Origin of the sequence: Streptosporangium sp. NPDC023963 (assembly GCF_040639135.1) — a bacterium.
In the GTDB taxonomy this organism is placed as follows: Bacteria; Actinomycetota; Actinomycetes; order Streptosporangiales; family Streptosporangiaceae; genus Streptosporangium.
The window spans coordinates 102,544-127,053 of the sequence record NZ_JBEZZK010000001.1 but is presented as its reverse complement, the minus strand read 5'-3'; the positions used below and the strand labels follow the sequence as shown (position 1 = coordinate 127,053).

General features: G+C 71.4%; 18 protein-coding genes and 1 tRNA gene. 7 read left to right on the top strand and 12 right to left on the bottom strand.

All coding sequences use genetic code 11. From position 1 onward, the window contains the following. Positions 1–6: 6 nt before the first annotated feature. Positions 7–693, top strand: coding sequence for a MerR family transcriptional regulator (locus AB0F88_RS00530; RefSeq protein ID WP_362675753.1), 687 nt, complete (start codon positions 7–9; stop codon positions 691–693). A gap of 249 nt (positions 694–942) precedes the next feature. Here AB0F88_RS00530 and AB0F88_RS00525 read toward each other — a convergent pair whose 3' ends face one another. From AB0F88_RS00525 to AB0F88_RS00510, 4 genes are all read right to left on the bottom strand, one after another. Further along, the gene (locus tag AB0F88_RS00525; protein ID WP_362675750.1) at positions 943–2,064 is read right to left on the bottom strand and encodes a sugar-binding protein; all 1,122 of its coding nucleotides are present in this window, start codon (positions 2,062–2,064) and stop codon (positions 943–945) included. Positions 2,065–2,131: 67 nt separating this feature from the next. Beyond that, complete coding sequence (gene mmsB, locus AB0F88_RS00520) at positions 2,132–3,421, bottom strand: multiple monosaccharide ABC transporter permease (RefSeq protein WP_362675747.1); 1,290 nt, start codon at positions 3,419–3,421, stop codon at positions 2,132–2,134. Positions 3,422–3,426: 5 nt separating this feature from the next. After that, positions 3,427–4,974 carry a multiple monosaccharide ABC transporter ATP-binding protein gene (mmsA, locus tag AB0F88_RS00515; protein WP_362675744.1) on the bottom strand — a complete coding sequence of 516 codons (1,548 nt, stop codon included), beginning with the start codon at positions 4,972–4,974 and terminating at the stop codon, positions 3,427–3,429. Between the two features lie 759 nt (positions 4,975–5,733). Continuing rightward, on the bottom strand, positions 5,734–6,747 hold the full coding sequence (locus AB0F88_RS00510) for a LacI family DNA-binding transcriptional regulator (RefSeq protein WP_362675740.1): 1,014 nt from the start codon (positions 6,745–6,747) through the stop codon (positions 5,734–5,736). A gap of 527 nt (positions 6,748–7,274) precedes the next feature. On the opposite strand from AB0F88_RS00510, the gene AB0F88_RS00505 reads away from it, so the two are divergent. Then, positions 7,275–12,965 carry a GH92 family glycosyl hydrolase gene (locus AB0F88_RS00505; protein WP_362675737.1) on the top strand — a complete coding sequence of 1,897 codons (5,691 nt, stop codon included), beginning with the start codon at positions 7,275–7,277 and terminating at the stop codon, positions 12,963–12,965. A gap of 128 nt (positions 12,966–13,093) precedes the next feature. Then, positions 13,094–14,068 carry an NAD(P)-dependent alcohol dehydrogenase gene (locus AB0F88_RS00500; protein ID WP_362675734.1) on the top strand — a complete coding sequence of 325 codons (975 nt, stop codon included), beginning with the start codon at positions 13,094–13,096 and terminating at the stop codon, positions 14,066–14,068. 68 nt (positions 14,069–14,136) lie between these two features. On the opposite strand, the gene AB0F88_RS00495 is transcribed toward AB0F88_RS00500, so the two are convergent. Beyond that, positions 14,137–14,208 (bottom strand) — tRNA-Met (locus AB0F88_RS00495). A gap of 269 nt (positions 14,209–14,477) precedes the next feature. Here AB0F88_RS00495 and AB0F88_RS00490 point away from each other — a divergent pair. Beyond that, positions 14,478–14,819: a hypothetical protein gene (locus AB0F88_RS00490; RefSeq protein WP_362675731.1), complete on the top strand. Its 342-nt coding sequence runs from the start codon at positions 14,478–14,480 to the stop codon at positions 14,817–14,819. Positions 14,820–14,948: 129 nt separating this feature from the next. On the opposite strand, the gene AB0F88_RS00485 is transcribed toward AB0F88_RS00490, so the two are convergent. Continuing rightward, entirely contained in the window at positions 14,949–15,500 is a 552-nt protein-coding gene (locus tag AB0F88_RS00485) for a calmodulin-binding protein (protein ID WP_362675728.1), read from the bottom strand. A 250-nt stretch (positions 15,501–15,750) separates the two neighbouring features. Here AB0F88_RS00485 and AB0F88_RS00480 point away from each other — a divergent pair, with 250 nt between their 5' ends. Both AB0F88_RS00480 and AB0F88_RS00475 read left to right on the top strand, forming a co-directional pair. Next, positions 15,751–16,422: a DUF1524 domain-containing protein gene (locus AB0F88_RS00480; RefSeq protein ID WP_362675725.1), complete on the top strand. Its 672-nt coding sequence runs from the start codon at positions 15,751–15,753 to the stop codon at positions 16,420–16,422. Then, complete coding sequence (locus AB0F88_RS00475; RefSeq protein WP_362675722.1) at positions 16,419–16,694, top strand: hypothetical protein; 276 nt, start codon at positions 16,419–16,421, stop codon at positions 16,692–16,694. The genes AB0F88_RS00480 and AB0F88_RS00475 overlap by 4 nt, the downstream gene beginning before the upstream one ends. A gap of 144 nt (positions 16,695–16,838) precedes the next feature. Here the strand turns inward: AB0F88_RS00475 and AB0F88_RS00470 are convergent, their stop codons facing one another. From AB0F88_RS00470 to AB0F88_RS00450, 5 genes are all read right to left on the bottom strand, one after another. Then, a complete protein-coding gene (locus AB0F88_RS00470; protein WP_362675720.1) occupies positions 16,839–19,088 on the bottom strand; it encodes a hypothetical protein in 2,250 nt (749 codons plus the stop codon). A gap of 174 nt (positions 19,089–19,262) precedes the next feature. Further along, positions 19,263–20,192 (bottom strand): hypothetical protein, encoded by a 930-nt coding sequence (locus AB0F88_RS00465; protein ID WP_362675717.1) that lies wholly within the window; start codon positions 20,190–20,192, stop codon positions 19,263–19,265. 216 nt (positions 20,193–20,408) lie between these two features. Next, the gene (locus AB0F88_RS00460) at positions 20,409–20,615 is read right to left on the bottom strand and encodes a hypothetical protein (RefSeq protein ID WP_362675714.1); all 207 of its coding nucleotides are present in this window, start codon (positions 20,613–20,615) and stop codon (positions 20,409–20,411) included. Positions 20,616–21,116: 501 nt separating this feature from the next. After that, complete coding sequence (gene manA, locus AB0F88_RS00455) at positions 21,117–22,220, bottom strand: mannose-6-phosphate isomerase, class I (RefSeq protein WP_362675711.1); 1,104 nt, start codon at positions 22,218–22,220, stop codon at positions 21,117–21,119. Then, positions 22,217–22,360: a hypothetical protein gene (locus tag AB0F88_RS00450; RefSeq protein ID WP_362675708.1), complete on the bottom strand. Its 144-nt coding sequence runs from the start codon at positions 22,358–22,360 to the stop codon at positions 22,217–22,219. Before AB0F88_RS00450 ends, manA begins: the two co-directional genes overlap by 4 nt. A gap of 479 nt (positions 22,361–22,839) precedes the next feature. Here AB0F88_RS00450 and rfbC point away from each other — a divergent pair, with 479 nt between their 5' ends. Next, the gene (gene rfbC, locus AB0F88_RS00445; RefSeq protein WP_362677875.1) at positions 22,840–23,442 is read left to right on the top strand and encodes a dTDP-4-dehydrorhamnose 3,5-epimerase; all 603 of its coding nucleotides are present in this window, start codon (positions 22,840–22,842) and stop codon (positions 23,440–23,442) included. Between the two features lie 15 nt (positions 23,443–23,457). Here rfbC and AB0F88_RS00440 read toward each other — a convergent pair whose 3' ends face one another. Next, entirely contained in the window at positions 23,458–24,441 is a 984-nt protein-coding gene (locus AB0F88_RS00440; protein WP_362675705.1) for a TetR/AcrR family transcriptional regulator, read from the bottom strand. Positions 24,442–24,510 lie beyond the last annotated feature (69 nt).

Here is a 24,510-nt window from a genome sequence, read left to right as displayed (position 1 = left end):
TTCAAAATGCGGTTGCGGCCCATCGACCTGGCGCGCCGGCACGGCCTGTCCACGCAGGCGGTGCGCAACTACGAGGAGGCGGGGATCCTGCCGCCGTCCGAGCGCTCGGCGCACGGCTACCGCGCCTACGCTCCGCGCCACGCGGCGGCGTTGCGGACGTTCCTGGCGCTGATCCCCGCGCACGGCCACGCGACCGCGACGGCGATCATGCGGGCCGTGAACGACGGCGCGGTCGAGGAGGCGCTGCGGCTGATCGACGAGAGCCACGCGCAGCTGGCCGAGGACCGGCGCACGCTGGAGGCCGTGGAACGGGCGCTGCGCGACCTGGCGCCGCCGCGTGAGCCGGCGCCGGGGATGACGTTCATCGGGCCGCTGGCGCGCAGGCTCGGCGTCCGGCCGGCGACACTGCGCAAATGGGAGCGGGCCGGGCTGATCACGCCCCGGCGCGACCCGCGCACCGGCTACCGCGTCTACACCCCCGCCGACGTGCGCGACGTGCTGCTGGCCCACCAGCTGCGGCGGGGAGGGTACGGGCTGGAGCCGATCGCGCGGGTGCTGGAGCGGGTGCGGGCGGCGGGCGGGCCGGAGCCGCTGCAGGCGACGCTGCGGGAGTGGCACGACCGGCTGACGGCGCGGGGCCTGGCGATGCTGGCGGGCGCGGCCGCGCTCGACACCTGTCTGGGGACGCCGTAGCCCGGTCGGTGCCGGTCGTGTTCGACACCTGCCCGGGGACGCCGTGGCGCCCGGCCGGTGCCGGTCGTGTTCGGCTCATGTCTGGGGACGCCGTAGCGCCCGGCCGGTCCCGGCCGCGTTCGGGTCCGGGCCGCCTGGAAACGGCTGTGGTCGTCTGGAAACGACCGTGGCCGCCCGGAAACGACCGTGGGCCCCCGGTCGTGAAGCTTCCGGGGACCCACGCGTGTGGCTGACTTCAGCCGGGCGTCACTACTTCGTGAGCGGGGCCAGCTTGGGGTCGTTGGCGTACGCCTCCACGACGTTCTCCTTGGTCACGATCAGCGGCTCGAGCAGGTACGACGGGACGACCTTCACCCCGTTGTTGTACGACTTGGTGTCGTTGACCTGGGGGGCCTTGCCGGCCTGCAGGTCCTTGGCCATCTGGATGGTCTGCTTGACCAGCTCGCGGGTGTCCTTGTTGATCGTCGAGTACTGCTCGCCGGCCACGATCGACTTGACCGACTCGACCTCGGAGTCCTGGCCGGTCACCACGGGCAGGTCCTTGCCGGCACCCTTGACCGAGGTGATGATGGCGCGGGCCAGCGTGTCGTTGGGGGAGAGCACACCGTCCAGGGTCTTGCTGCTGTAGGTGGAGGTCAGCAGCGAGTCCATGCGACGCTGGGCGTTCTCGGCCTTCCAGCCGTCGGTGGCGGTCTGCTTGACGTCGGTCTGGCCGGAGCCGACCACCACGCTGCCGTCGTCGATCTTCGGCTTCAGCACGTCCATCGCGCCGTCGAAGAAGACCGCCGAGTTGTTGTCGTCCGACGAGCCGGAGAACAGCTCGACGGTGTAGGGGCCGTCGGCCTTCTTCGCCTTCATGCCGTCCAGCAGGGCCTGGCCCTGGAGCTGGCCGACCTTGAAGTTGTCGTAGGCGATGTAGTAGTCGACCGCGTCGGTGTTCTTGATGAGCCGGTCGTAGGCGATGACGGTCGCGCCGGCCGCCTTGGCGGCCTCCACCTGGGTGCTGAGCTGCGCGGCGTCGGTCGCGCCGATGACGATGACCTTGGCACCCTTGGTGACCATGGCCGAGATCTGCGCCTGCTGGTCGGCGACGGTGGTGGAGGAGCCGGCGTACTGGACGTCGGACTTGAAGCCGGCCTCCTTCAGGCCGTCGGTGAACAGGCCACCGGCCAGGACCCAGTTCTCCGAGGTCTTCGACGGCAGCGCGACGCCGATCAGCGAGTCGGCGGGGAAGCCCTTCGCGCCCTCGGAGGCGCCCGCGGAGGCGCCCGTGCCGGCGGCGGGGGTCTGCGAACGCTCGGAGGCGCAGGCGGTGAGCGACAGAAGCGCGATGGCCCCGGCCGCCACGCCCTTGACGAGGATATTGCGCATTTTCAGAGGTGCCCTTCTTCAAAGTGTGACGGGGCGGAGGTCTCCCGCCCCGCCGAACGGCGGCCGGTCAGCCGGCCACCGGACTCTTGCCGCGGTCCTGGTCCGTCTCCGTGCCGGACGCCGGGCCGCTCGGTGTCTCCCGGCGGAACGGGCGCGTCAGCGATCCGATGACCGAGAAGCGCCCCTGCTTCTTGTTGTAGACGTCGAGCGCGACGGCGAGCAGCAGGACCAGGCCCTTGATGATCTGCACCCGGTCGGAGCCGACACCCATCAGCTGCAGGCCGTTGTTGAGCACGGCCATCACGAGGCCGCCGACGATGGAGCCGCTGATCGTGCCCAGGCCGCCGGAGACCGCCGCGCCACCGATGAAGACGGCGGCGATCGCGTCCAGCTCCCAGCCGATGCCGTCCTGCGGCCCGGAGGCGGCCGAACGGGCAACGAAGATCATGCCGGCCAGGGCCGCCAGGACCGACATGTTCATCATCACCAGGAAGTTGACCCGCCTGAGCTTGACGCCGGACAGCTCGGCGGCCCGGGCGTTGCCGCCGACCGCGTAGATGTGCCGGCCGCCCGCCGTGTTGCGGGTGATGAACGCGTAGATCACGACCAGGACGCCGAGGATGATCCCGGAGATCGGGAAGCTGGTCCCGATCCGCCCACCGGCGAACTGCAGGGTCGCGAACACCACCACGACGATCGGGACGGCGACCCGGATCGCCGAGATCCACATCGGGGCGACGTCGGCCGCCATCTCCCGCCGGGTCTGGCGGGCCCTCCACTCCCGGACCACGATCGCCACGCAGACCACCAGGCCGAGCAGGAGCGTGAGGTTGTTGTAGCCGGTGTCCGGGCCGACCTCCGGCAGGAAGCCGGCGCCGATGATCCTGAACCCCTCGGGCACCGGGATGGTGTCGGCGTTGCCGATGTACTGGTTGCCGCCCCGGAACAGCATCATGCTGGCCAGGGTGACGATGAAGGCCGGCACCCCGACGTAGGCCACCCAGAAGCCCTGCCAGGTGCCGATGACGACACCGACCGCCAGGCCGATCAGGATGGCGAGGAACCACGGCACCGAGTAGTCCTGCATGACCTTCGCGACCACGATGCCGACGAACGCGGCGATCGAGCCGACGGAGAGGTCGATGTGCCCGGCGACGATGACCATCAGCATCCCGATGGCCAGGATCAGGATGTACGAGTACTGGCTCACCAGCGAGATGAGGTTGCCGGAGTTCAGCGTCAGGCCGTCGGTCAGGACCTGGAACAGCAGGACGATCGCCACCAGCGTGAAGATCATCCCGAACTGCCGGGCGTTGGAGGTCGTCCCTCCGAACAGGGACTTCTGGAGTTCTTTCACGCGGCTCATGATCGACGTGCCTTCTTCGCTGAGGTCATCTGCTTCATCAGTAGTTCGGGGTCGGCGTCTCGCCGGTCGATGTTGCCGGTGATGGTCCCCTCGAACACCGTGTAGATCCGGTCACAGAGGCCGATCAGCTCGGGGAGCTCCGAGGAGATGACGATGACGCCCTTCCCCTGGTCGGCGAGTCGCTGGATGATGCCGTAGATCTCGTACTTGGCGCCCACGTCGATGCCGCGGGTCGGCTCGTCGAGGATGAGCAGATCGGGATCGGTGAACATCCACTTCGCCAGCACCACCTTCTGCTGGTTGCCGCCGGAGAGCTTGGTGACCCCCTCGTCGACGGTGGGGGCCTTGACCCGCAGGCTCGTCCGGTAGCCCTCGGCCGCCCGATGCTCCCGCACCGGGTCGACCACGCCGCGGGTGGAGACCTTGGACAGCTTGGCCGACACCATCGAGGTCTTGATGTCGTCGAGCAGGTTCAGGCCGATCGACTTGCGGTCCTCGCTGACGTACGCCAGGCCGTGCGCGATGGCGTCCGACACCGACTTCAGCACGATCTCCCGGCCGTCCTTGAAGATCTTCCCGGAGACGTAGGTGCCGTACGAGCGGCCGAAGATGCTCATCGCCAGCTCGGTGCGCCCGGCTCCCATCAGGCCGGCGAACCCGACGATCTCGCCGCGGCGCACGGTGAAGCTGGAGTTCTTGACCACCAGGCGCTCGGCGGAGATCGGGTGCCGGACCGTCCAGTCGCGCACCTCGAAGAAGACCTCGCCGATCTCGGGAGTGTGGTCGGGGAAGCGGCTGTGCAGCTCCCGGCCGACCATGCCCCGGACGATCCGGTCCTCGTCGACGCCGTCCGCCTTGATGTCGAGGGTCTCGATCGTCCGGCCGTCCCGCAGGATGGTGATGCTGTCGGCGATCTGCGCGATCTCGTTGAGCTTGTGGGAGATGATGATCGAGGTGACGCCTCGCTGCTTGAAGTGGCGCAGGAGGTCCAGCAGGTGCTGGGAGTCGGCCTCGTTCAGGGCGGCGGTGGGCTCGTCGAGGATGAGGAGCTTCACGTCCTTGGCGAACGCCTTCGCGATCTCCACGAGCTGCTGCTTGCCCACGCCGATGTCCTTGATCAGCGTGTCCGGGTCCTCTTCCAGGCCGACCCGGGCCATCAGCTCCAGGGCCTGGCGGTTGGCGGTCTTCCAGTTGATCACGCCGCCGCGGCCGGGCTCGTTGCCGAGGAAGATGTTCTCGGTGATGGACATGCCGGGTACCAGGGCGAGCTCCTGGTGGATGATCACGATGCCGGAGTTCTCACTGGCCCGGATGTCGGAGAACCGGCTCTCCGTGCCCTGGTAGAGGATCTCGCCGGAGTAGGTGCCGTACGGATGGACCCCGCTGAGCACCTTCATCAGGGTGGACTTGCCGGCGCCGTTCTCCCCGGCGATCGCGTGGATCTCGCCGGCCCGCACCACCAGGTTGACGTCGGAGAGCGCCTTGACGCCGGGGAACTCCTTGGTGATCGAACGCATCTCCAGCAGGACGGGTGCGTCGCTCATGACCGGCCCGCCCGGGTCCGGACCCGTGCCGGGTACGGCCTCGGAACGGCGACGTCGCCGTCTCTGGGCCGGCAGCGGGATCCGCGCGCGTCCGGCTGCAGGGGACCGCGCCAGGTCACCACCGACATGGTTGCCTCCGGGAGGTTCGTCATCAGTTCGTTTGCCGTGCTGTGGTCTGAACCACGGTTCGTTCGCCGTGCTGTGGCCTGGGCCACGACTGGCGGACGGGGGGCTTTCCGCAAAATCTAAATTAATTCATTCTTCGCATGATTCGCCCGGTGAGCGGTGGTGTGTGCCGCCGCCCGGGCCGTACGTGGTCGCGTGCCGCGGCCTGCCGCCGTCGAGGAGCGAGCCCGGCCGCCCCGTCGTGGGGGCCGGTGGCGAAGTCCGCCGGGGGCGCCCGCCGCGGGTGTGGCCGTGCCCGAGCGTGGTTCCCGGCTAGACACGACGTCGTGGGAGGCAGAAGTCAACGATCATAACGATTCCGGTTCCCTCCGATCGGCCGTGACATCGTTGTCAGGCAGGCAGCGGGTAGAGACTCCACCCGCGTTACAGGCATGTCAATTGGCCCCCTCCCAATGTGGCCATTTTGTAACGTATCGTGACGCCTAGTGAGTTTTGTCGCACATGATCCTTTGAGTGGTCCCCGGGCGGCCGGCGCGACGCGCACCGGACCGCCGGCGACCGGCCGTGGCGGCGCGGTCGCTTCTCGCGGTCACCCGGCCCGGCCCGGCTCAGCGCGGCTCAGCGAGGCGCGGCTCAGCGAGGCGGCAGGCCCCGCTCGACCAGCTCGGTGGGAAGCACCACGGTGCGCGGCCACGACCGCTCCCCCCCGATACGCCGGAACAGCAGCTCGGCGGCGGTCCTGGCCAGCTCGCGGGTGTCGTAGGCGATCACCGTCAGCGGGTACGGCACCAGGCTGGACATGTCGAAGTCGTCGAACCCGAGCACCGCGGCGTCGCTGCCGCGCCGGTGCAGCTCCTCGATCACGCCGAGGGTGATCCGGTTGTTCAGGCTGAAGAAGGCGGTCGGCGGATCCGGCCGGTCCAGCAGTTCGGAGACGACCCGGGCGGCCGCCGCCGGATCGCGGACGCCGTCACGGACCAGCCGGGTGTCGTACGGCGCTCCGGCCGGGCCGAGCGCGTCCTGGGCGCCGTCGAGCCGCTCGCGCATCGTGTAGACGCCGATCGAGTCGAGCAGGATGGCGATCCGGCGGTGGCCCGCCTCGACGAGCCGGCGCACCCCGGCCCGCGCGCCCCCGCGGTTGTCGAGCAGCACCGTGTCGGCGAGCAGCCCGCCGGCCGGCCGGTCGAGGAAGACCACCGGGGTGCCGAGCTCGACCTCGGCGCGCATGAACGAGTGGTCGTCGCCGGCCGGCACCACGAGCAGCCCGTCGACGCGGCGGGCGCACATGTCCCGCAGCAGCTGCTGCTCGCGGGCCGGATCCTCCTCGGAGCTGGCGATGATGAGCATCGTGCCGTGTTGCCGGGCGACCTCGGCGGCGGCCCCCGCGATCGTCGCGTAGAACGGGTTGGCGATCTCCTCGATCAGCAGCCCGACCGTGGCGGTCGTCTGCCCCGAGCGCAGCGAGCTGGCCAGGTGGTTGCGGCGGAAGCCCAGCTCGGCCACGGCGGCGAGCACCCGCTCGACCAGCTCGGGCTGCACGTGCGGCGCGTTGTTCACGACCCGCGAGACGGTCTTCAGGCTCACTCCGGCCCGGGTCGCCACGTCCACCATGGTGGGCCGCCTCGTACGGCCGCCGTCGCTGGTCATACCACGAACCATACCGACACGCCGTCCGTCGTGGTGACAACGTTGTCCGAATCGCCGCCCTGGTCACCGCCGGGACGACCCCGCCGGAGGCCGGGCACGACAGGCGACCACGCACGGCGGTCACGGCGCCGCCTCTCCCGACCGACCCCGCCGGGCGGCCCGGGGGAACGCACGGTTTCCGGGAGGTTACCCGATCAGCTCTTGACAACGTTGTCTTGCGAGGGAAACGTTGGGCCGCGATCCACACCTGGGTGCGCCCCTCCGCGCGCCCACCGCCCCCTCACGCCCCCCCATGGAGCTTCCCGCCTGGTCTGAGACCCATGTCCCCGGCACCGACGACGGCGCCGCACGCCGTCGCGGACATCGGCGCCCGCGACGGCGTGCGGCGGGCCGTCCCGCGTGCCCGCGGGCAGACGCACCCGCGCTCCGTACACGGCCGATCGGCCGCGGCGGAGCGCGGCGGCCACGGTTCTCACTCCCGGCGTCCGACGCTCTCGACCCCCCTAACGAGTCAAAAGGCACCTGCCATGTCGCATCCCCCCTTCGCCCGCATCCTGTCCCTCCGGCGGTTCGCCGCGACCGCGGCACTGCTGCTGCCGGCGTGGCTGCTCGTCGCCACACCCCCGGCGAGCGCCGCGGCCCCTCCCGGCGACTTCGGCTCCTCGTTCGAGTCGGCCGACCCGCAACCCGCGGCGAGCACCGTCGAGATCGGTGCGAACGGCGAACCGATCCAGGCGAACCTGAGCGGATCGAGCCCGACCGGACTGCCCGGCAGCCTGCTCGGCCAGGTCGGCGCGGTGTCCGCGAGCGCCGAGAACCCGCCGAACGAGACCGCCGCGACCCTCAAGGACGGCAACCCGTCGACCAAGTGGCTGGCGTTCGCCCGGACCGGCTGGGTGACCTACACGCTGGCCAAGCCCGCGGCGGTGGTGCGCTACTCGCTCACCTCCGCGGACGACGCGCCGGGCCGCGACCCCAGGGACTTCACCGTGCAGGGGTCGGACGACGGCGACACGTGGACCGACCTGGACAGGCGGACGGGGCAGAGCTTCGGCGGGCGGTTCGCCACCAACGTCTACGAGTTCACCAACACCACCGCCTACGAGCACTACCGGCTGAACGTCACCGCGAACTCCGGTGACTCGATCGTCCAGCTCGCCGACTGGAACATCAGCGACGGCTCCGACGTCAGGCCGCCGGTCACCCCGATGGTCAGCGTCGTCGGCAGCGGCCCGGTCAGCGGCCACACCATGAAGCCGCAGGCCGGATTCACCGGGACGGCCTCGCTGCGCTACTCGGGCGGCGCGGAGGCGGCCGGCCGCTCGTACGCGACCAACAGGCTGTTCGACGTCGACATCCCGGTCGGGCCGAAGACCCGGCTGTCCTACAAGGTCTTCCCCGAGTTCACCGGCCAGGACGCCCGCTACCCGTCCACCCACGTCGCCGTCGACCTGCACTTCACCGACGGCAGCTACCTGAGCCGGCGCTCGCCCGTCGACCAGCACGGCTACCCGCTCACGGCCGCCGGGCAGGGCGCGTCGAAGGTGCTCTACGCCGACCAGTGGAACGCGGTGCGGTCCGAGATCGGCGCGGTCGCGAACGGCAAGACGATCGACCGCATCCTGCTCGCCTACGACGACCCCCAGGCGACCGCCTCGACCCGCTTCCAGGGCTGGCTCGACGACGTCACCCTGACAGGCGTCCCGGTGCCGATCGACGGCTCGCGCCTGACCAACTACGTCGACACCCGGCGCGGGACCAACTCGACGGGCGGGTTCTCGCGCGGCAACAACCTGCCGATCACCGCGGTGCCGAACGGCTTCAACTTCTTCACGCCGGTCACCGACGCCACGTCCAACTCGTGGGAGTACGACTACCAGCGGGACAACAACGCGGACAACCTCCCCACGCTGGAGGGGCTCGCGATCTCGCACGAGCCCAGCCCGTGGATGGGTGACCGCAACCAGATGTCGATCATGCCGGTGCCCGCGGGCGGGCCGCTCACCGGAGCGCCCGGCGGCCGGGCCCTCGCCTTCGGCCACGACGACGAGATCGCGCGGCCGGACCTCTACCGGGTCACGCTGCGGAACGGCCTGATCGCGGAGATGACGCCCACCGACCACGCCGGGATCATGCGGTTCACCTTCCCTGACGGCCAGGCCACCGGAAGCCTCGTCTTCTACAACGGCACGTTCACCATCGGCACGGACGGCACGTTCACCGGCTGGGTCGACAACGGAAGCGGCCTGTCGGCCGGTCGCAGCCGGATGTTCGTGTCCGGCACCTTCGACCGGGCGCCCGCGCAGTCCTCCGCCACGTCCGCCACCTTCGACACCTCCGGGAAGCGGCAGGTGACGCTGCGCCTCGCGACGTCGTTCCTCTCGGTCGAGCAGGCACGCCGGAACCTCGACATGGAGGTCGGCGACAGGAGCTTCGACCAGATCCAGGCCGCCGCCGCCGCGGAGTGGAAGGACCGGCTCGGCCGGGTCGAGGTGCGGGGCGCGACCGAGACGCAGCTGGTGACGCTGTACTCGAACCTGTACCGGCTGAACCTGTACCCCAACTCGCAGTCGGAGAACACCGGCACCGCCGCCGCCCCGCGCTGGCAGTACGCGAGCCCGGTGTCGGCGCCGGCCGGCACCTCGACCGCCACCCAGACCGGCGCGAAGATCGTCGACGGGCAGATCTACGTCAACAACGGGTTCTGGGACACCTACCGCACCGTGTGGCCCGCGTACTCGCTGCTCTACCCGGACGTCGCGGCCAGGATCGCAGACGGGTTCGTCCAGCAGTACCGTGACGGCGGGTGGGTCGCCCGCTGGTCGTCACCCGGCTACGCGGACCTGATGACCGGCACCAGCGCGAACGTCTCGCTGGCCCAGGCCTACCTCAACGGCGTCAAGCTGCCCGACCCGCTCGGCGCGTACGACTCGGCGGTGAAGGACGCGACCGTCGCGTCCGGGCGCGGCGAGGTCGGCCGCAAGGGCATCGAGACCTCGCTCTTCCTCGGCTACACGCCGACCTCCACCGGCGAGTCGGTGTCGTGGGCGCTGGAGGGCTTCATCAACGACTACGGCCTCGGCAACATGGGCGCGGCCCTGGCCAAGGACCCGGCCACCCCGAAATCGCGGCGCGACGGGCTCAAGGAGGAGTCGGAGTACTTCCTGCAGCGGGCCCGCAACTACGTCCACCTCTTCGACCCGAGCACGAAGTTCTTCCGGGGCCGCGACGCCGCCGGCAACTTCCTCGCCGGCGACCCGCTGGACTGGGGCGGCGTCTACACCGAGACCAACGGGTGGAACTTCGCGTTCACCGCGCAGCAGGACGGCCGGGGACTGGCCAACCTGCACGGCGGGCAGAAGGCGCTGCGGCAGAAGCTCGACGAGTTCTTCGCCACCCCGGAGAACGCCGACAGGCCCGGCGGGTACGGCGGCACGATCCACGAGATGCTCGAAGCCCGCGCGGTGCGGATGGGCCAGCTCGGCATGAGCAACCAGCCCTCACACCACATCCCGTACATGTACAACTACGTCGGGGCGCCGGCGAGGACGCAGGCGATCGTGCGGGAGATCCTGCAGCGCCTCTACGTCGGCGGCGAGATCGGCCAGGGCTACCTGGGTGACGAGGACAACGGCGAGATGTCGGCGTGGCACGTCCTCAGCTCGCTGGGCATCTACCCGCTGCAGGCCGGCTCGTCCAACTGGGCCGTCGGCTCGCCGCAGTTCACCCGGATGACCGTCCACCGCGAGAGCGGCGACATCGTCGTCAACGCGCCGGACAACAGCACGAAGAACGTCTACGTGCAGAGCGTGAAGGTCAACGGCAAGCCGCAGCGCGAGGTGTCCGTCGACGCCTCCCGGCTCGCCCGCGGTGGCACGATCGACTTCAGGATGGGCCCGAACCCGTCGTCCTGGGGCACCGGCGAGAAGGACGCGCCGCCGTCGCTGACCGAGGGCGGAACGGTGCCCAAGCCGTTGCGGGACATCACCGGTCCCGGTCTCGGCACCGCGACCGCGAGCGGCGGGCAGGACGCGTCGAAGCTGTTCGACGACTCGTCGACCACGCAGATGACCTTCACCTCCGGCACGCCGCAGATCGGCTGGACCTTCCGCGGCGGCAGGCAGAAGCCGGTGTACTACACGCTCACCTCCGGTGCGAGCACCGGCGCCCCGGCGGCCTCGGGGAACTCCGGGGAGAGGAAGGGTGCCCCGGCCTCCGGGGACCCGGTCTCCGGGGCGACCACGGGCGACCCGGCGGACTGGCGGCTGCAGGGCTCCGACGACGGGATCACCTGGACCACGGTCGACTCCCGCGAGGACGAGGTGTTCTCCTGGCGCAACCACACCCGGCCGTTCAAGATCAGCCGTCCGGGACGGTTCACGCAGTTCCGCCTGGCCGTGACGAAGGCCGTCGGGGGCGAGCGGACGAACCTCGCCGAGATCGAGTTGCTCGCCGGCGGCGACGTACAGCTCGGGGGCGGAGACGTCACGGTCACCCCCGCGAACAGCGTGCACGCCACGTCCGGCGTCGAGGCGTCGGTGACACTCGCCTCCGTCACCGGGGGCACCGCGAGCGGCTACCGGGCCACCGTCGACTGGGGTGACGGCTCACCGGTCACCGAGGGCACCCTGACCCTGAGCTCGCGGAGCGTGTACGGCGTCAGCGGCTCGCACACCTACGCCAAGCCGGGCCACTACCAGGCGAGCGTCACGGTGACCGACGGCACCGGCCAGGGCTCGGGAACGGCCGGCGTCGACGTGGCCTACGCGCCGGAGTCCGGCCTCGCCGCGGCGTTCGACACCGTCTGCATCGGTGACGAGGGCGTCCTCGCGGCGAACTGCGACGCCAAGTCGTGGGCGTACTCTCGTGCGGCCCTCGAGGCGGCCGGCGTGATCCAGGGCAAGCGGCACGAGGTGCCGGGAACGGCGCTGAGCTTCACGCTGCCGGCGATCCACGCCGGGCAGCCGGACAACGCGACCGGCAACGGCAAGAAGATCGTGCTCAACCTGCCGGACGACGCGAAGAGCGTCTCGTTCGTCGGCGCGGGCACGCAGGGCAATCAGAGCACCACCGGCAAGGCCGCCTTCGACGACGGCAGCACGGCCGACATCCCGATCCAGATGAGCGACTGGACGCTGGGCGGCAACCCCGACGGCACGCCGTCCTACGGCAACATCGTCGTCGCCAAGACCGCGTACCGGCTGCTCGGCACGAGCCGGAACAGCGCGCAGCCGTTCCTGTTCGCCACCGCGCCGTACCGGATCCCGGACGGGAAGAAGCTCGTGTCGGTGACCCTGCCGGCCCAGACCGGCGAGCCGGGCTCGGCGGGCAGGATCCACGTGTTCGCCGTCGCCGACGACGGCACGCCGGGCGCCGCGCTGGTGAGCACCGCCGCCAAGGACCAGAAGGCCGTCGCCGGGCAGGCCCTGTCGGCCGACCTCGGCTCGGTGACCGGCGGCGTCACCGGCTCGGCGGGCTACCGCGCCCGCGTCCAGTGGGGCGACGGCATGGTTCCCGCCGACGCCACGGTCGGCCCGTCCGGCGCGATGAGCGGTCAGCACACGTACGAGCGTGAGGGCACCTACACGGTGCGCGTCACCGCGTGGGACACGCTGTCGAGCGTCACCACGGCGTTCACCGTGACCGTGACGCGGGCCGGGGCGCAGCCGTCGATCTCGGTGTCGGCGTCCGCCCCCGTCACCGCCGGCGACCCGGTCACCGTCAAGGGCAGCGGGTTCGCCGCCGGCGAGCGGGTGACCGTCAGGCTCGGCGCCGGTCCGGCGGACGGCACGACGGTCGTGGCCTCGGCGAAGGGAGAGGTGCAGGCGTCGATGAAGGCTTCCGACGACGCGGAGCCCGGCCGGTACGCGGTCACCGCCGTCGGCGCGACCTCGGACACGGCGGCGGCGGCGACCGTCCAGGTGATCGAGGAGCCGGTGGCGCGCACGTACCGGCCGGAGGTGCTGCTGTCGGCCACCTCCGGGCCGCGCGGCACGGCGATCGTCGTCGACGGTTCCGGCTTCGCGCCGAACGAGACGGTCACGATCGGCTTCGGCGACGGCCTCGCCTCCGCCACCGTGCGCGCGAACGGTGACGGCGTCGTCTCCGGCGAGACCGTCAGCGTGCCGGGAACGGCGAAGCCGGGTGCGACCGGCGTCACGCTGGCCGGTGCCGGCTCGAAGACCCGGATCGAGCTGACCTTCACGGTCACCGGCTAGAACCGGGACACCGAGGCCGCCGGCGGGCGGGCCGTGCCCACGGCCCGCCCACCGGCGGCCGACCGGCGATGGCGGACGGTGAGTGAGAGATTCTCACCAGATACCCACATGATCGGTACAATTCAGTTATGAAGGCTGCGGTCCGCACCAGATATGGCCCACCGGAAGTGGTTCGTTTCGCGGAGGCGGAGAAGCCGGTGGTCAAAGACGGCGAGCTCCTCATCAAGGTCCACGCGACGACGGTCAATCGCACGGACTGCGCGTTACGCGCGGCGAAGCCCTTCATCTGGAGATTCTTCACCGGGCTTGTCAGGCCGAAGCTGAGAATTCTCGGAAACGAGTTCGCGGGAGAAGTCGAGGCGGTGGGCGCCGGTGTCACCTCCTTCGAAATCGGCGACAGGGTGTTCGGATACAACGACCGTTCGTTCGGGGCACACGCCCAGTACATGTCGATCCCCCAGGACGGCGCGCTGGCGATCATGCCGGAGGGCCTGACCTACGCGGAGGCCGCTCCCAGCACCGAAGGTTCGCACTACGCCCTCACGATCATCAGGACGGCGGGGATCCGGAGCGGGCAGGACGTCCTCGTCTACGGCGCGAGCGGGGCGATCGGCTCGGCGGCGGTGCAACTCCTGAAGGGGCTCGGCGCCGGCGTGACCGCGGTCTGCGACACGAGGAACCTCGAGCTGGTCAGGGGACTGGGGGCCGACAGGGTCGTCGACTACACGGCCGAGGACTTCACGAAGGACAAGCGGAAGTACGACGCCGTCATCGACGCGGTCGGCAAGAGCTCGTTCGGCCGGTGCAGGCGGCTGCTGAAACCGCGCGGGATCTATCTCGCGTCGGACCTGGGCACCCTGTCGCAGAATCTGATTCTGGCGCTTGTCACCCCGCTGTTCGGCGGCAGGAAGGTCATGTTTCCCATCCCGAAGCAGGACGAACCGGAGATGGCGCGCTATTTCAAGGGGCTCATCGAGTCCGGCGATTTCAAGCCGGTCATCGACCGCCGATATCCACTGGACGAGATCGTCGAGGCGCACCGGTACGTCGAGACGGGCCAGAAAACGGGAAATGTTGTGATCATCGTCGAGCATTCCGGCTAGAGCCGGAATGCGCTCGATCGTCCTGGGCCACCGAACACGCGGGAGCGGTGGCCGCCGCGTGTCGAGAGTATCGGGAGCAGGATTCGAACCTGCGACCTACGGATTATGAGCCCGCCGAGCTACCGCTGCTCCATCCCGACCTGATGAAATGAGAACACCGATCGGCTTCGGCGGCCTCATCCCGTTTTCCGGGGCGGCCGGGACCGGCGACATGGACGGGGCCGAGCCGGAAGCGGCCGGGCGGAAAACCCCGCCGGGGCGGGAAAAGACGGGCCGGGGCCGCGCCGCCGTACGGGCGGATGGTTCGCCGCACCTTTCGCTGGTTTGCCGCACCTTTCACGGGGCAGGCGGCCGAAGCTGGGAAATGCCGTTTCCGCTCACCGTCGGCGGCGAGGGAGGTGCGATCCCGATGAGCGTTCACACACTGTCGGTCGCGTTCAGCTGGGCTCTTTTGGCGACCGGATGCGTGCTGGCCGCGCACGGCGTTCACGTGCTGGTGACGGGCCGGGCTCCGCGCGCGATCTCCGGACCGGGCAAGGTCCTGCAGGTGAGGCCGTACGCGTGGTCCATGCTGTTCTTCGCGTTCTTCGCCGTCTCGACGGCGTCGCCGCGGCTGCTCGGCTGGACGGACCAGCTGTCGCTCACCGCCTTCACCTTGCTCGCGCTCGCCTTCGTGGCGGTGGCGCTCACGCTGATGGCGAGGGCGAAGAAGGTGCTGATCCCCACGACCTCGCGCGACCGGGAGATGTGACGGCGCCTCGCCGGGTCCCTCGCCGGGTCCCTCGCCGGGTCCCTCGCCGGGTCCCTCGCCGGGCTCCTAGACGGGACGGGTCCCGCGACGGGACGTGGGCGACCGGCCGCGGGAACCGGCGGGCGCGAATCAGGGGGCGGGAACCTCGGCGACGAGCTTGGAGCTCCAGGGGCAGAAGACGCAACCCGGCAGGAAGGCGCCGCACGCCTCGTCGAGGTGGTCCTCGACGTAGGAGAGCGTCGCGTCGCAGACCTCGATGGCCATCTCGAAGAAGTCGATCGTGTTCGGGTCGAGGTGGAAGCCGTAGGCGGGGTTGTACGGGGCCGGCCTCTTGATGATCCGGCCCATGACGTGCGTCCTCGAGGTCTCCTGGCCGCTGATGATCCGCCGGGCGTGCTCGATCTTCGCGGGGTCGGTGAGCTTGATGACGAGCGGCTCGCGGGAGCCGACGGTCGTCATCGTGAAGTAGGCCGACTCGGTCGCGGCGGCCGGCGAGGGCGCACCGGTCCCGGCGGGGCCGGCCTGGACGGAAAGGGGAGCCGCGCAGGCACGCGGTGTGGGCGCGGCCTGAGCGGGCGCGGCCATCATGGTGGCGAGCATCGCCACGGCAGCCAGACAGCCGATCCTGGTGAAGAAGCGTCGCACGGGTTCCTCCTGGGCCCTGCGGGCCGTGACCGTCACGGCTCCAACGCTCTTCTAGGACTCCTCTCCTGCCGATCACCCGGCCCCACACCGCGCTTGATCAATAAATCTCCGCCCCTTGCCGGGACTTTCCCCGCCGTCGACCCCGTGCTCACGATCGCCGGACGCGGTGAGCCCCCGGCCGGCCGTCCCCGCGGGGAGGGAATGTTCTCTCACAGATCCAACACTCTCCGTGTCGGCGGCGGCGTTTCTCGTCACTCATGGCGATCACTGCTGGTAGTGGTGGCACATGCCGACACGACAATGGCGCCGCACGGCCGCCGCTCTCACAGCCCTGCCCGCCCTCCTCGTCACCCTCGCCGGGCCGGCGGCCGCCGCGGTCAAGCTGCCCGAGCCGTCAGTCCCGCCGATCGCCCGCGCCGAGCTGAACCTGCTGACCGTCGCGGAGCCGCGGTCGACGGCCGGCTACAGCCGGGACCGCTTCCCGCACTGGAGTACGCGCGCCGCGGCCTGTGACGCCCGCGAGACCGTGCTGGCGCGCGACGGCCAGAACGTGCAGCGCGACGACGACTGCCGGGCGGTGTCGGGCTCCTGGTACTCGGCCTACGACGGGCGCACCCTCAGCTCGGCCGACGACGTCGATGTCAGCCACATCGTGCCCCCGGCCAACGCCTGGCGCTCCGGCGCAGACACCTGGACCGACGCCGAGCGCGAGAGTTTCGCCAACGATCTGGAGCGGCCGCAGCTGCTCGCCGTCTCCGCCGCGTCGAACAAGGACAGGGACGACCGGGGGCCCGAGTCGTGGAGGCCGCCGCTCGCCGCCTCCCGCTGCATGTACGCCCGGGCCTGGGCGGATGTGAAGTACCACTATCGCCTCACCGTCACCGCCGAGGAGAAGGCCGCCCTCGCCGAGATGCTCGACACCTGCCGGCCCCAGCCGGCCGGCGAGGGTCGTAGGTGAGCGACGTGACGGGCCGCGAACACTACGACAACCAGGTGCTCGCCGGGCCCGGCGGGGTGATGACCGACGAGGTGGGGGTCATCGCCGGTGATCTCGTCGTCCGCACCGAGGTCCACGACGACCAGGCCCACGTCGCGGTGCAGTACCTCGGCGCGGAGGAGTGGTACACCCTGACCGGCAGTCCCGCCCCGCTGGCCGGGCACACCGGCGAGGAGGTGCACGAGGCGGTGCTGGCCGCCATCCAGGCGGGCCTGCCCGGCGGGCTCGGCTGATCAGGTCCCTGCCGATTCGACGGCCCCGGTCACGTGCCGGGGCCGGGCCGGGGACAGTGCCGGGGGGACAGTGCCGGGGGGACAGTGTCGGGGGACAGTGCCGGGGGACAGTGCCGGGAAACAGGGCCGGGGCCGCTCCGGGGCTCACGCCGGTCTGGCGAGCCGGGCGAAGGAGAGCACGACGACCGTCGACAGCAGCCAGCCCAGCAGGCCGGCCACGTTCAGCAGCGCCGAGGCCAGCGCTCCCGCCCGGCTGCGCGTCTCGGGGTACCACGTCGCGCGCTGGCCCAGCGAGATGAGCGGTACGACGGTGTCCACCGTGTAGAACAGCGGGTCGAAGCAGCGCACCTGCCCGTCCCCGCACGGCCCGGGACGGGCGCCGCGCCCCGCCGCGGTCGCCGTGCCGTCCGCCGGCGCCGCCACGTCGTCCACGGTGACCAGCCTGCCGTCCACCGCGTAGACGTTCCCGCGCGGATCGGTGGCCCGCAGGGTCTCCTGGACCGCGGGGCTCAGCATCATGACGCCGACCAGGGCGAGCAGGGCGCCCAGCAGCCACAGCACCCGGCCCGGCCGGTAGCCGTAGCCGACGGTGAGCCCGTAGAGCAGGTCGCGGGCGTTCCTGACCATCCGGCGCGGCGATCGGCCCTCCGGCGACGGCGCCCGCCTGGCCTGCCGGCGCTGCTCGATGAGCAGCCGTTCGGCCTCCGCGGGGTGGCCGTGCTGGCGGAACACCCTGGCCGCCTGCTCGTACGGGCCGGCGTCGAAGGGGACCATCCCGCGCAGCCAGTCGCGGCGGGCCCGCCAGTCCCAGGCGCCGTCGAAGCGGTCGTAGACGAATCCCGCGATCATCGAGTTTCGCGGCCACCCGGCCGGGTCGTCGGCGAGAAGCGTGGTGGACGCGCCGGTCAGGTCCACCAGCGGCGGGACCTCGGCCCAGCGCAGGCGCATGCCGCCGCGCGCCGTGGCCGACACCGCCTCGATCCCTCCGGCGAAGGTGCCGCGCTCGCAGTCGATCCGCCCCTCCACCGCGCACCGGTTCAGCAGCACCCGGCCCTCGGCGACGAAGCCCTCCTTGAGCAGGATCGATCCCCGTACCACCGCCTGCTGGAGCAGGAGCGCCTCGCCGCCCGGGTTGCGCAGCCGGGCGTGGTGGGCGTCCAGGGCGCCGCCGATCGTCGCGGAGCGGAACCGCAGCCTGCCGCCGACGGCCTCCATCTCCCGCAGGTCCACCATGCTGTCGACGACCACGCCCTGGGCCGCGATGAGCGAGTTCCTCTCCGGCAGGCTCCACCGGGTTCCCCGGAGAACGAGGCCGCCCCTGATGTGCGCCCCCGCCAGGCGCAGCGTGCCCTGGACCGCCGTCCCCTCCTCGATGACGAGGCTGGAGCGCACCTCGGCGTTGGTCAGGTCGAGGGCGCGCCCTCCGCCGACCGTGAGCTCGCACCCCCGGTGGATCCGCACGGTGCTGAAGGAGCCCATGGAAAGGTCCACGCCGCCGCCGATCCGGCACTCGCCCTCGACGCTGAGATCCCCGCCCACGAAAAGGCCGGGGGCGCTGATCGCGGTCCCGCCGTCGCGCCTGCTGGAGTATCCGGCGCCGCTGATCGCCCCGGTGGGCTCGAGGGTGGCGTCGCGGATCAGGAACTGGCCGGAGATCCGGGCGTTGCCCAGGTCGACGCGGCCGCGGATCAGCGGGCGGCGGCCCGTCTGGTCGTCGATGAGGAAGACGCTGCCGCCGATCTGCGCGTCGCCCAGGTCCAGGGCCAGCCCGCGGTCGGGACGGGTCAGCCGGGCGCCGGTCAGGTCGAGCGAGCCCGCCACCTGGACCCCCAGCAGCCGCATCCCGCCGCGTGCCTCGAAGCCGTGCAGCAGCCGGATCGTCCCGCCGACCCGCATCCGGTCGGCCTGGACCGCCCGCATCGCGGAGTCGATGACCGTGTCCAGGCAGAGCAGGCGCCCGCCGATCTCCGACTCGCACAGCCAGACGGCCGCGCTGCGGGAGGTGCTGGCCGAGGTCCACAGGTCACCGGTGACGCGCGACCTGGACAGGTCCAGGTCGCGGCGGACCCGCAGCCCGTTGGCCAGGATGCCCGGCACCGTGCAGCCGTCCAACACCAGCAGGTGCAGGTCGGCCCCCTCCAGCAGAACGGGCCGGTCGAACACGCAGCCGGTGAAACGCAGGGGGAAGGGCACCTCCATCCCGCTCAGGTCGAGGTCGCCGGCGATTCTCGCGCCGTGGATCGCCGGCCCGCGCGGGTCTATCTCCTCGCGGCCGCGCCGGCACAGCTCACGGACCAGGCGGCCCTCGACGACGAGTTCCTCGCCGTCTCGCGCCCGCAGGACCCGGCCCTCCACGCAGGCCCGCAACAGGGTCACCTCGTCGATCACGGTCACGCCGCGCGGCCTCCCGCCGGTGCACGAGAAACAGGGGGAAACCGGCTCCTCGGCGGGAGCCGGCCCGGCCACCCTATCCAGGGGCCCGGGGTGTGGTCTCGACGCGGCGACGGGGACGCCCGCCCCCTCGTCCGCCGTCGCGCCCGGTGCGGCGGCCGGTGTCCAGGTCGGTGTCTAGGCCGGTGGCGCGAGCCGTTTCACCTGGTCGCGGGCGTTCGCGTCGAGGTTCGCCTGGAGCAGCCCGTTGTCGACACCGGGGTCGCAGGCGGTCAGGATCCGGACGGCCGCGGGCGGTCCTTCCCGGTAGCCGAACAGGAGCAGGAGGGTGTCGCCCTGTGCGACCTCGCCTCCGCGGCACACGTTCTCGCCCGGCCGGGCGTCCAGGGAGTTCAGTGCCGCCGCCAGGTCCTCGGCCGCCTGCCTGCCGTGTTCCAGCCGGGGAGACCGCCCGTCGTACGGGGCCTGCCCGCAGACCAGGACCGAGACGGGTTCGCCGGGCACCATCCGCCCGTCCTGGCCCCGGCGCCCGGGGAACCCGTGGCAGGGGTCGTCCGGCCGCGCGGGGTTCCACGTGCCGGTCCGGTAGGCGGCGGTGATGTCCGGCCCGACGTACGAGCGGCTGCCGACGGTGCCGTTCGTCGTCGTCACGCAGGAGTTGACCTCCTCGGCGCTGCCCACCCACAGGGCTTCCCCGCGGGGATAGGCGAACCTGATGAGGTAGTTGGTCGTCGCCCCGCCCATCTGCGTGCACGGGCCGCCGGGATCGGCCGTGGTCACCGGGAGGTAGTCCAGGTCGCGGGCCATGGCCCCGGCCTCGGCGGTCAGGATCCGGGATCCGGCGAGCCGCTCGCCTCCCGGGCGCGCGTTGTCCCCCGGGTAGGCGCAGATCATCGCCGTGACCGGCTCTCCGGGGACGAGCGACTCCTCGACCCCTTCGAGGTCGGCGGCGGCGGGCACCCATCCGCCGGGCCTGTCGCCGCCCCAGCGTTCCGGGCACGACGCGGGCACGGACGACGGGGCGCGCACGGCCTGCGAGATCAGCGCGGCCGCCGCGCATACCGCGGTCACGGCCAGGGCGATGCGGACACTGCGGAGAAGTCTCACGATGCTGGAACGTCAATCCCCTGAGAAAGGTTCGAACGGTGGTGGGAGGGAGCCGTGCGTCTCGCCGGCCCGGGGACTTCTCGCGAGATCTCCGCGCGCGCGTCAGGTGCCGGGCGGCGTTCCGTCCTCCCGCGGGACGTGTCCTCCCGCGGGACGTGTCCTCCCGGGGGGAAGCGGACGGGAACGCCGGGAGATCCCTCACGTCCTGTCTCCCGGTCACTTCCTGGGAGCGAATCCGTGCCTGACCTCGCCCTTGTTGCAGCGCGGGCAGGGGCGGTACTGGCGAGGGAAGAAGGTGGCCTTCAGCGTGCCAGATCCGCTGCATTTGCGGCATTTTGATAGGTAGTTACGGATCCAATCGGAAATAACCCATATGGCGAGAACAGCGATGATGAGCAGCGCGGTTTCCACGGTGAACTCCACCTGGTGAGGGTTCCATGAGGCCTTCCCTCATAACACCCCGCGTTCGCGCCAACGCGTTACGTTTCGATGGGCGGTATATCGCCTGCTCATATCAGTTGCGGCGACAGCCGAAATTGTGATTGCCCCTCTTGCGGTGTTTTGGGGTGGGGGCGTGAGGTGCAGGCCGGTCGGCACCGGAGAAACCGGACGGCACCCCTTCATCCCCGCGCCCGCCCCCGGCTCCCCCCGTTGGAGCCGGGACCGGGACGCTCAGCCGGTCGCGAGGTGCTCGGCCTCGTGGTGCAGTACCTCGACCAGGATCAGTTCCAGACGGAGGTCCGGATCCGTGAGGTCGTCGGACGGTGTCATCGAATACCTCCAGCCTCGCTGGTGGGGACGCCCCGCCTGCCTCGGGGGTGTATCCGCCATACCAGGCCGGTATGAACCCGAGAGCCCCGCCCGGTGTCCCGCGCGGTCCCGCCCTCCGGCCCCCGGCGCCCTCAGGGACGGCCGGGGAGCATGTCAGTCGATTCCGGGTTCGGCCCAGAAGACCGTTCCCGAGCCGTGCAACCCGACGGGCCCGTGGGCGGCGGGGACGAAAACGGACTCGCCGGGACGCAGGGTGTGCTCGCCGGTCTCGATCTCGCCCTCGGTGCACAGCAGGATGCGCGGCACCCCGCCCTCCAGGGTGAGGCCGGAACCCGGGACGGCCGTACCGAGACGGAACTCGGGGACGGGGGTCCGGTAGAGGTTGCCGGCCGGCTCGACCCGCAGGGCCGGGGCCGAGGGGTCGGTGACCCGCAGCAGCTCCTCCACGTCCATCGGCTTGCCGGTCAGCCCGGCGCGCAGCACGTTGTCGGAGCCGCCCATGATCTCCACACCGAACCCGCTCAGGTAGCAGTGCAGGACCCCGGCGCCCAGGAAGAGCGCCTCGCCGGGCCGCAGCTCGTGGCGCCGCAGGAACAGCGGTGCCAGGCAGGCGGGATCTTCCGGGTGGATCCCCGCCAGGCGTACGACCAGCTCGTTGTCGGGGCCGCCGACGGCCGAGGCGGCCCGCGTGACGGCGGCCACGAGGTCCGCCCTGCCGTCCTTGGGCCACTCCACCAGCGCGCGCAGCGCGGCGGAGGCGTCTCCGGCGGCCAGCGGCGCGACGACCGGCTCCAGCTCCGCGACGCCCAGGGCGCCGATGAGAGCCGCCGCCTCCCGGGGAGGACGGAACCCGGCCAGCGCGGTGAACGGGGTCAGCGCGCAGATCAGCTCCGGCTTGGGGAACGGGTCGACGTAGATGCCCCGGGCGAACCCCTCTCGCGCCTGCTCCTGCGAGGGGTGGACCTGGAGCGAGAGCGGCAGGTCCACGGCGATCAGCTTCAGCAGGTACGGCAACCGCGCCCCGAACCGCTCGACCGTCTCCTCGCCCAGCTCGGACACCGGGTCGGCGGCCACCGTCTCGGCGAGGGAGTGCCACGTCCCCCGGCGCAGCACCGACGAGGAGCCGGACGGGTGGGTGCCGAACCACATCTCCGCCTCGGGCAGCTCCGCGGGGGAGGGTCGCCCGGCCAGCGTGGCGATCGCCGTGCGCGAGCCCCAGTCGTAGTTCTTCACGGGGTTGCGAAGGAGGTCCGTCATGACGCCTCCACCGATGCGGGCGCGGCGGTGCCGGGCCGCCCGGGGCCGTTCTCCGGCCGTGAGGACAGCCGCGCGCGCGTGCCGCCGGGCCCGGCCTTGCCTGCCGCCGCGCGGGCGGCGGGGATGAAGGAGTCGTTCATGATCCTCTGTGTCCGTGTGAGTCCGTGAGCAGGAATCGAAATGCCGCAGAACGCCGATGTTACGCGTCCTCGACGTCGTACGGCCGCCGGGGCGTGCCAAGACACCGTACGGCCGGCAGGGCGTGCCAAGACCTGGTGCCGGATCGCGGACCGGCACCCTGGAGCCCGCCCGTACGGGTGGTGCCCTGGGCCGGGGACGGTCGCGTACCGGCGGGAGCGTGGCCCCCTTCGCCGTCTCCGGTGGCCGGAAGTGGCCAGACCGGCCGGTCACTGGCCTGACGGGGGCCCACCTGGGACAACCCGGCCACGGGGCCCCGAACGGGTCCCGCGGAAGGCCGTGCGCGCCCTCACGGCGCACGGCGGCGGGTTCACAACGGGCCGGCGGTCCTGAAGACTCCGCTGGGGAGCACCCGCCACGCGTGCCGTTCCTCCGGGAGCCGCCCCAGGACGAGGCGGGGCCACGGAAGGGTGAGGTGAGCATGCGTTCGCTCGGCATCGAGGGTGCGTGGGTGTTCGAACCGAAGGTCTTCCTCGACGACCGGGGCGGTTTCCACGAGTGGTTCCGGCTGGAGGCCTTCCGCGAGACCACCGGCCAGACCCTGGCCCTCTCGCAGGCGAACTACTCGGTCTCACGCCGGGGGACGTTGCGCGGCGTACATTTCGCCGACGTCCCACCCAGTCAGGCTAAATACCTTAAATGTGTCAAAGGTGCGGTTTTTGATGTGGTCGTGGACATCCGCGTCGGGTCGCCCACCTTCGGGCAGTGGGACTCGGTGATCCTGGACGACGAGGACCACCGGGCCGTCTACGTCTCCGAGGGACTCGGCCACGCCTTCATGGCGCTGACCGACGACGCGGTCGTGGTGTACCTCTGCTCCGAGGGATACGCGCCGGGGCGCGAGCACGGGGTCGATCCGCTCGACCCGGAGCTGGGGATCGAGTGGCCCTCGGGGGTGGCGCCGCTGCTGTCGGACAAGGACGCGAAGGCCCCCACCCTCGCCGAGGCCCGGCGGCAGGGCCTGCTCCCCGCGTACGAGGAGTGCAACCGGCTCTACGCCAGGCTCCGGGGCCTCCGGGGCTGAGGGGGCGCCTCGCTGTCACGGGGGTTCGGCGGCCGGGGCCTCCGGTCCTCTCCGGTGGCCCTCTATCAGGACGGCGAGACCGTCGAGGAGGCGCCGCAGCCCGAACTCGAACCACTCGTCGAGGTCGATCGCGTCGCCCCGCTCCCCGTGGAGCCTGGACAGCATCGGGAACCGGCCGGACTCCAGGATCTCCTGGAGCATCGGGGCCTGCAGGGCGCGCCACTGCCTCGTGGTGACACCGGTGCGCCGCTCGCTCTCCACCTCGTTGACGAGCAACAGGGCCCAACCCTGCACGTGGGCGCTCACCATGATGGCCACCCGGTGCGTCGTCATCAGGTCCAGGCCGAGACCGTCGACGGCCCGCATCGACCGTTCGACGTCGGCCAGCACGTTCGGCCCGAGCGGCGGGTGGGGCGTGGCGATGACCCGCAGCACCCACGGGTGCCTGGAGTACATCGCCCACTCCCGCCTCGCGGCGAGCTCGAGTCCCGCCCGCCAGCCTCCGGGGAGGGGGACCGGGGGCGGGCTCTCGCCGAACACGGCCTCGACCATCAGCTCGATCAGGGTGTCCTTGCCCGGTACGTAGCGGTACAGCGACATCGTGCCCGCCCCCAGTTCGGCCGCGACGCGGCGCATCGACAGCGCGTCCAGTCCCTCGGCGTCGGCGACGCGGATCGCGGTGCGGACGATGCGCCCGGTGCTCAGCCCGTCCCGCGGCTCACGGCGCCCCGGCTCGGTCTCCGCCGTTGGCTCGGTCTCCGCCATCGGCTCGGTCTCCGCCGCCCGGCCGCCCCCTTCGGCGGGCTTCGCCCCCTCGGCCCGTGCGAGCGTGCCGGAGGCGTCGCGGGCGGGCGCGGGGGAGGTCCCGGGCGGGGTGGCGGCCCGCTCGGCCGCCCTGGTCCGGTACGCCCGCGCCTGGCACGCCCGCGAGCAGTATCGGGGACGCCGCCCCCGGCGCGCCGCGTTCAGGGGTTCCCCGCACTGTACGCACGTCGACATGCGTCGCCCTCGCTCTATTACGTCACTTCCGGCTGTTGGTGACGAAATCCTAGCACGCGTTTTTGTGAC

Excerpts from the sequence above, each read along its gene's own strand:
- AB0F88_RS00530 (WP_362675753.1), top strand. The coding sequence starts at position 7 with ATGCGGTTGCGGCCCATCGACCTGGCGCGCCGGCACGGCCTGTCCACG.
- AB0F88_RS00525 (WP_362675750.1), bottom strand. The coding sequence starts at position 2,064 with ATGCGCAATATCCTCGTCAAGGGCGTGGCGGCCGGGGCCATCGCGCTT.
- mmsA (WP_362675744.1), bottom strand. The coding sequence starts at position 4,974 with ATGAGCGACGCACCCGTCCTGCTGGAGATGCGTTCGATCACCAAGGAG.
- AB0F88_RS00510 (WP_362675740.1), bottom strand. The coding sequence starts at position 6,747 with ATGACCAGCGACGGCGGCCGTACGAGGCGGCCCACCATGGTGGACGTG.
- AB0F88_RS00505 (WP_362675737.1), top strand. The coding sequence starts at position 7,275 with ATGTCGCATCCCCCCTTCGCCCGCATCCTGTCCCTCCGGCGGTTCGCC.
- AB0F88_RS00500 (WP_362675734.1), top strand. The coding sequence starts at position 13,094 with ATGAAGGCTGCGGTCCGCACCAGATATGGCCCACCGGAAGTGGTTCGT.
- AB0F88_RS00490 (WP_362675731.1), top strand. The coding sequence starts at position 14,478 with ATGAGCGTTCACACACTGTCGGTCGCGTTCAGCTGGGCTCTTTTGGCG.
- AB0F88_RS00480 (WP_362675725.1), top strand. The coding sequence starts at position 15,751 with ATGCCGACACGACAATGGCGCCGCACGGCCGCCGCTCTCACAGCCCTG.
- manA (WP_362675711.1), bottom strand. The coding sequence starts at position 22,220 with ATGACGGACCTCCTTCGCAACCCCGTGAAGAACTACGACTGGGGCTCG.
- AB0F88_RS00450 (WP_362675708.1), bottom strand. The coding sequence starts at position 22,360 with ATGAACGACTCCTTCATCCCCGCCGCCCGCGCGGCGGCAGGCAAGGCC.
- rfbC (WP_362677875.1), top strand. The coding sequence starts at position 22,840 with ATGCGTTCGCTCGGCATCGAGGGTGCGTGGGTGTTCGAACCGAAGGTC.
- AB0F88_RS00440 (WP_362675705.1), bottom strand. The coding sequence starts at position 24,441 with ATGTCGACGTGCGTACAGTGCGGGGAACCCCTGAACGCGGCGCGCCGG.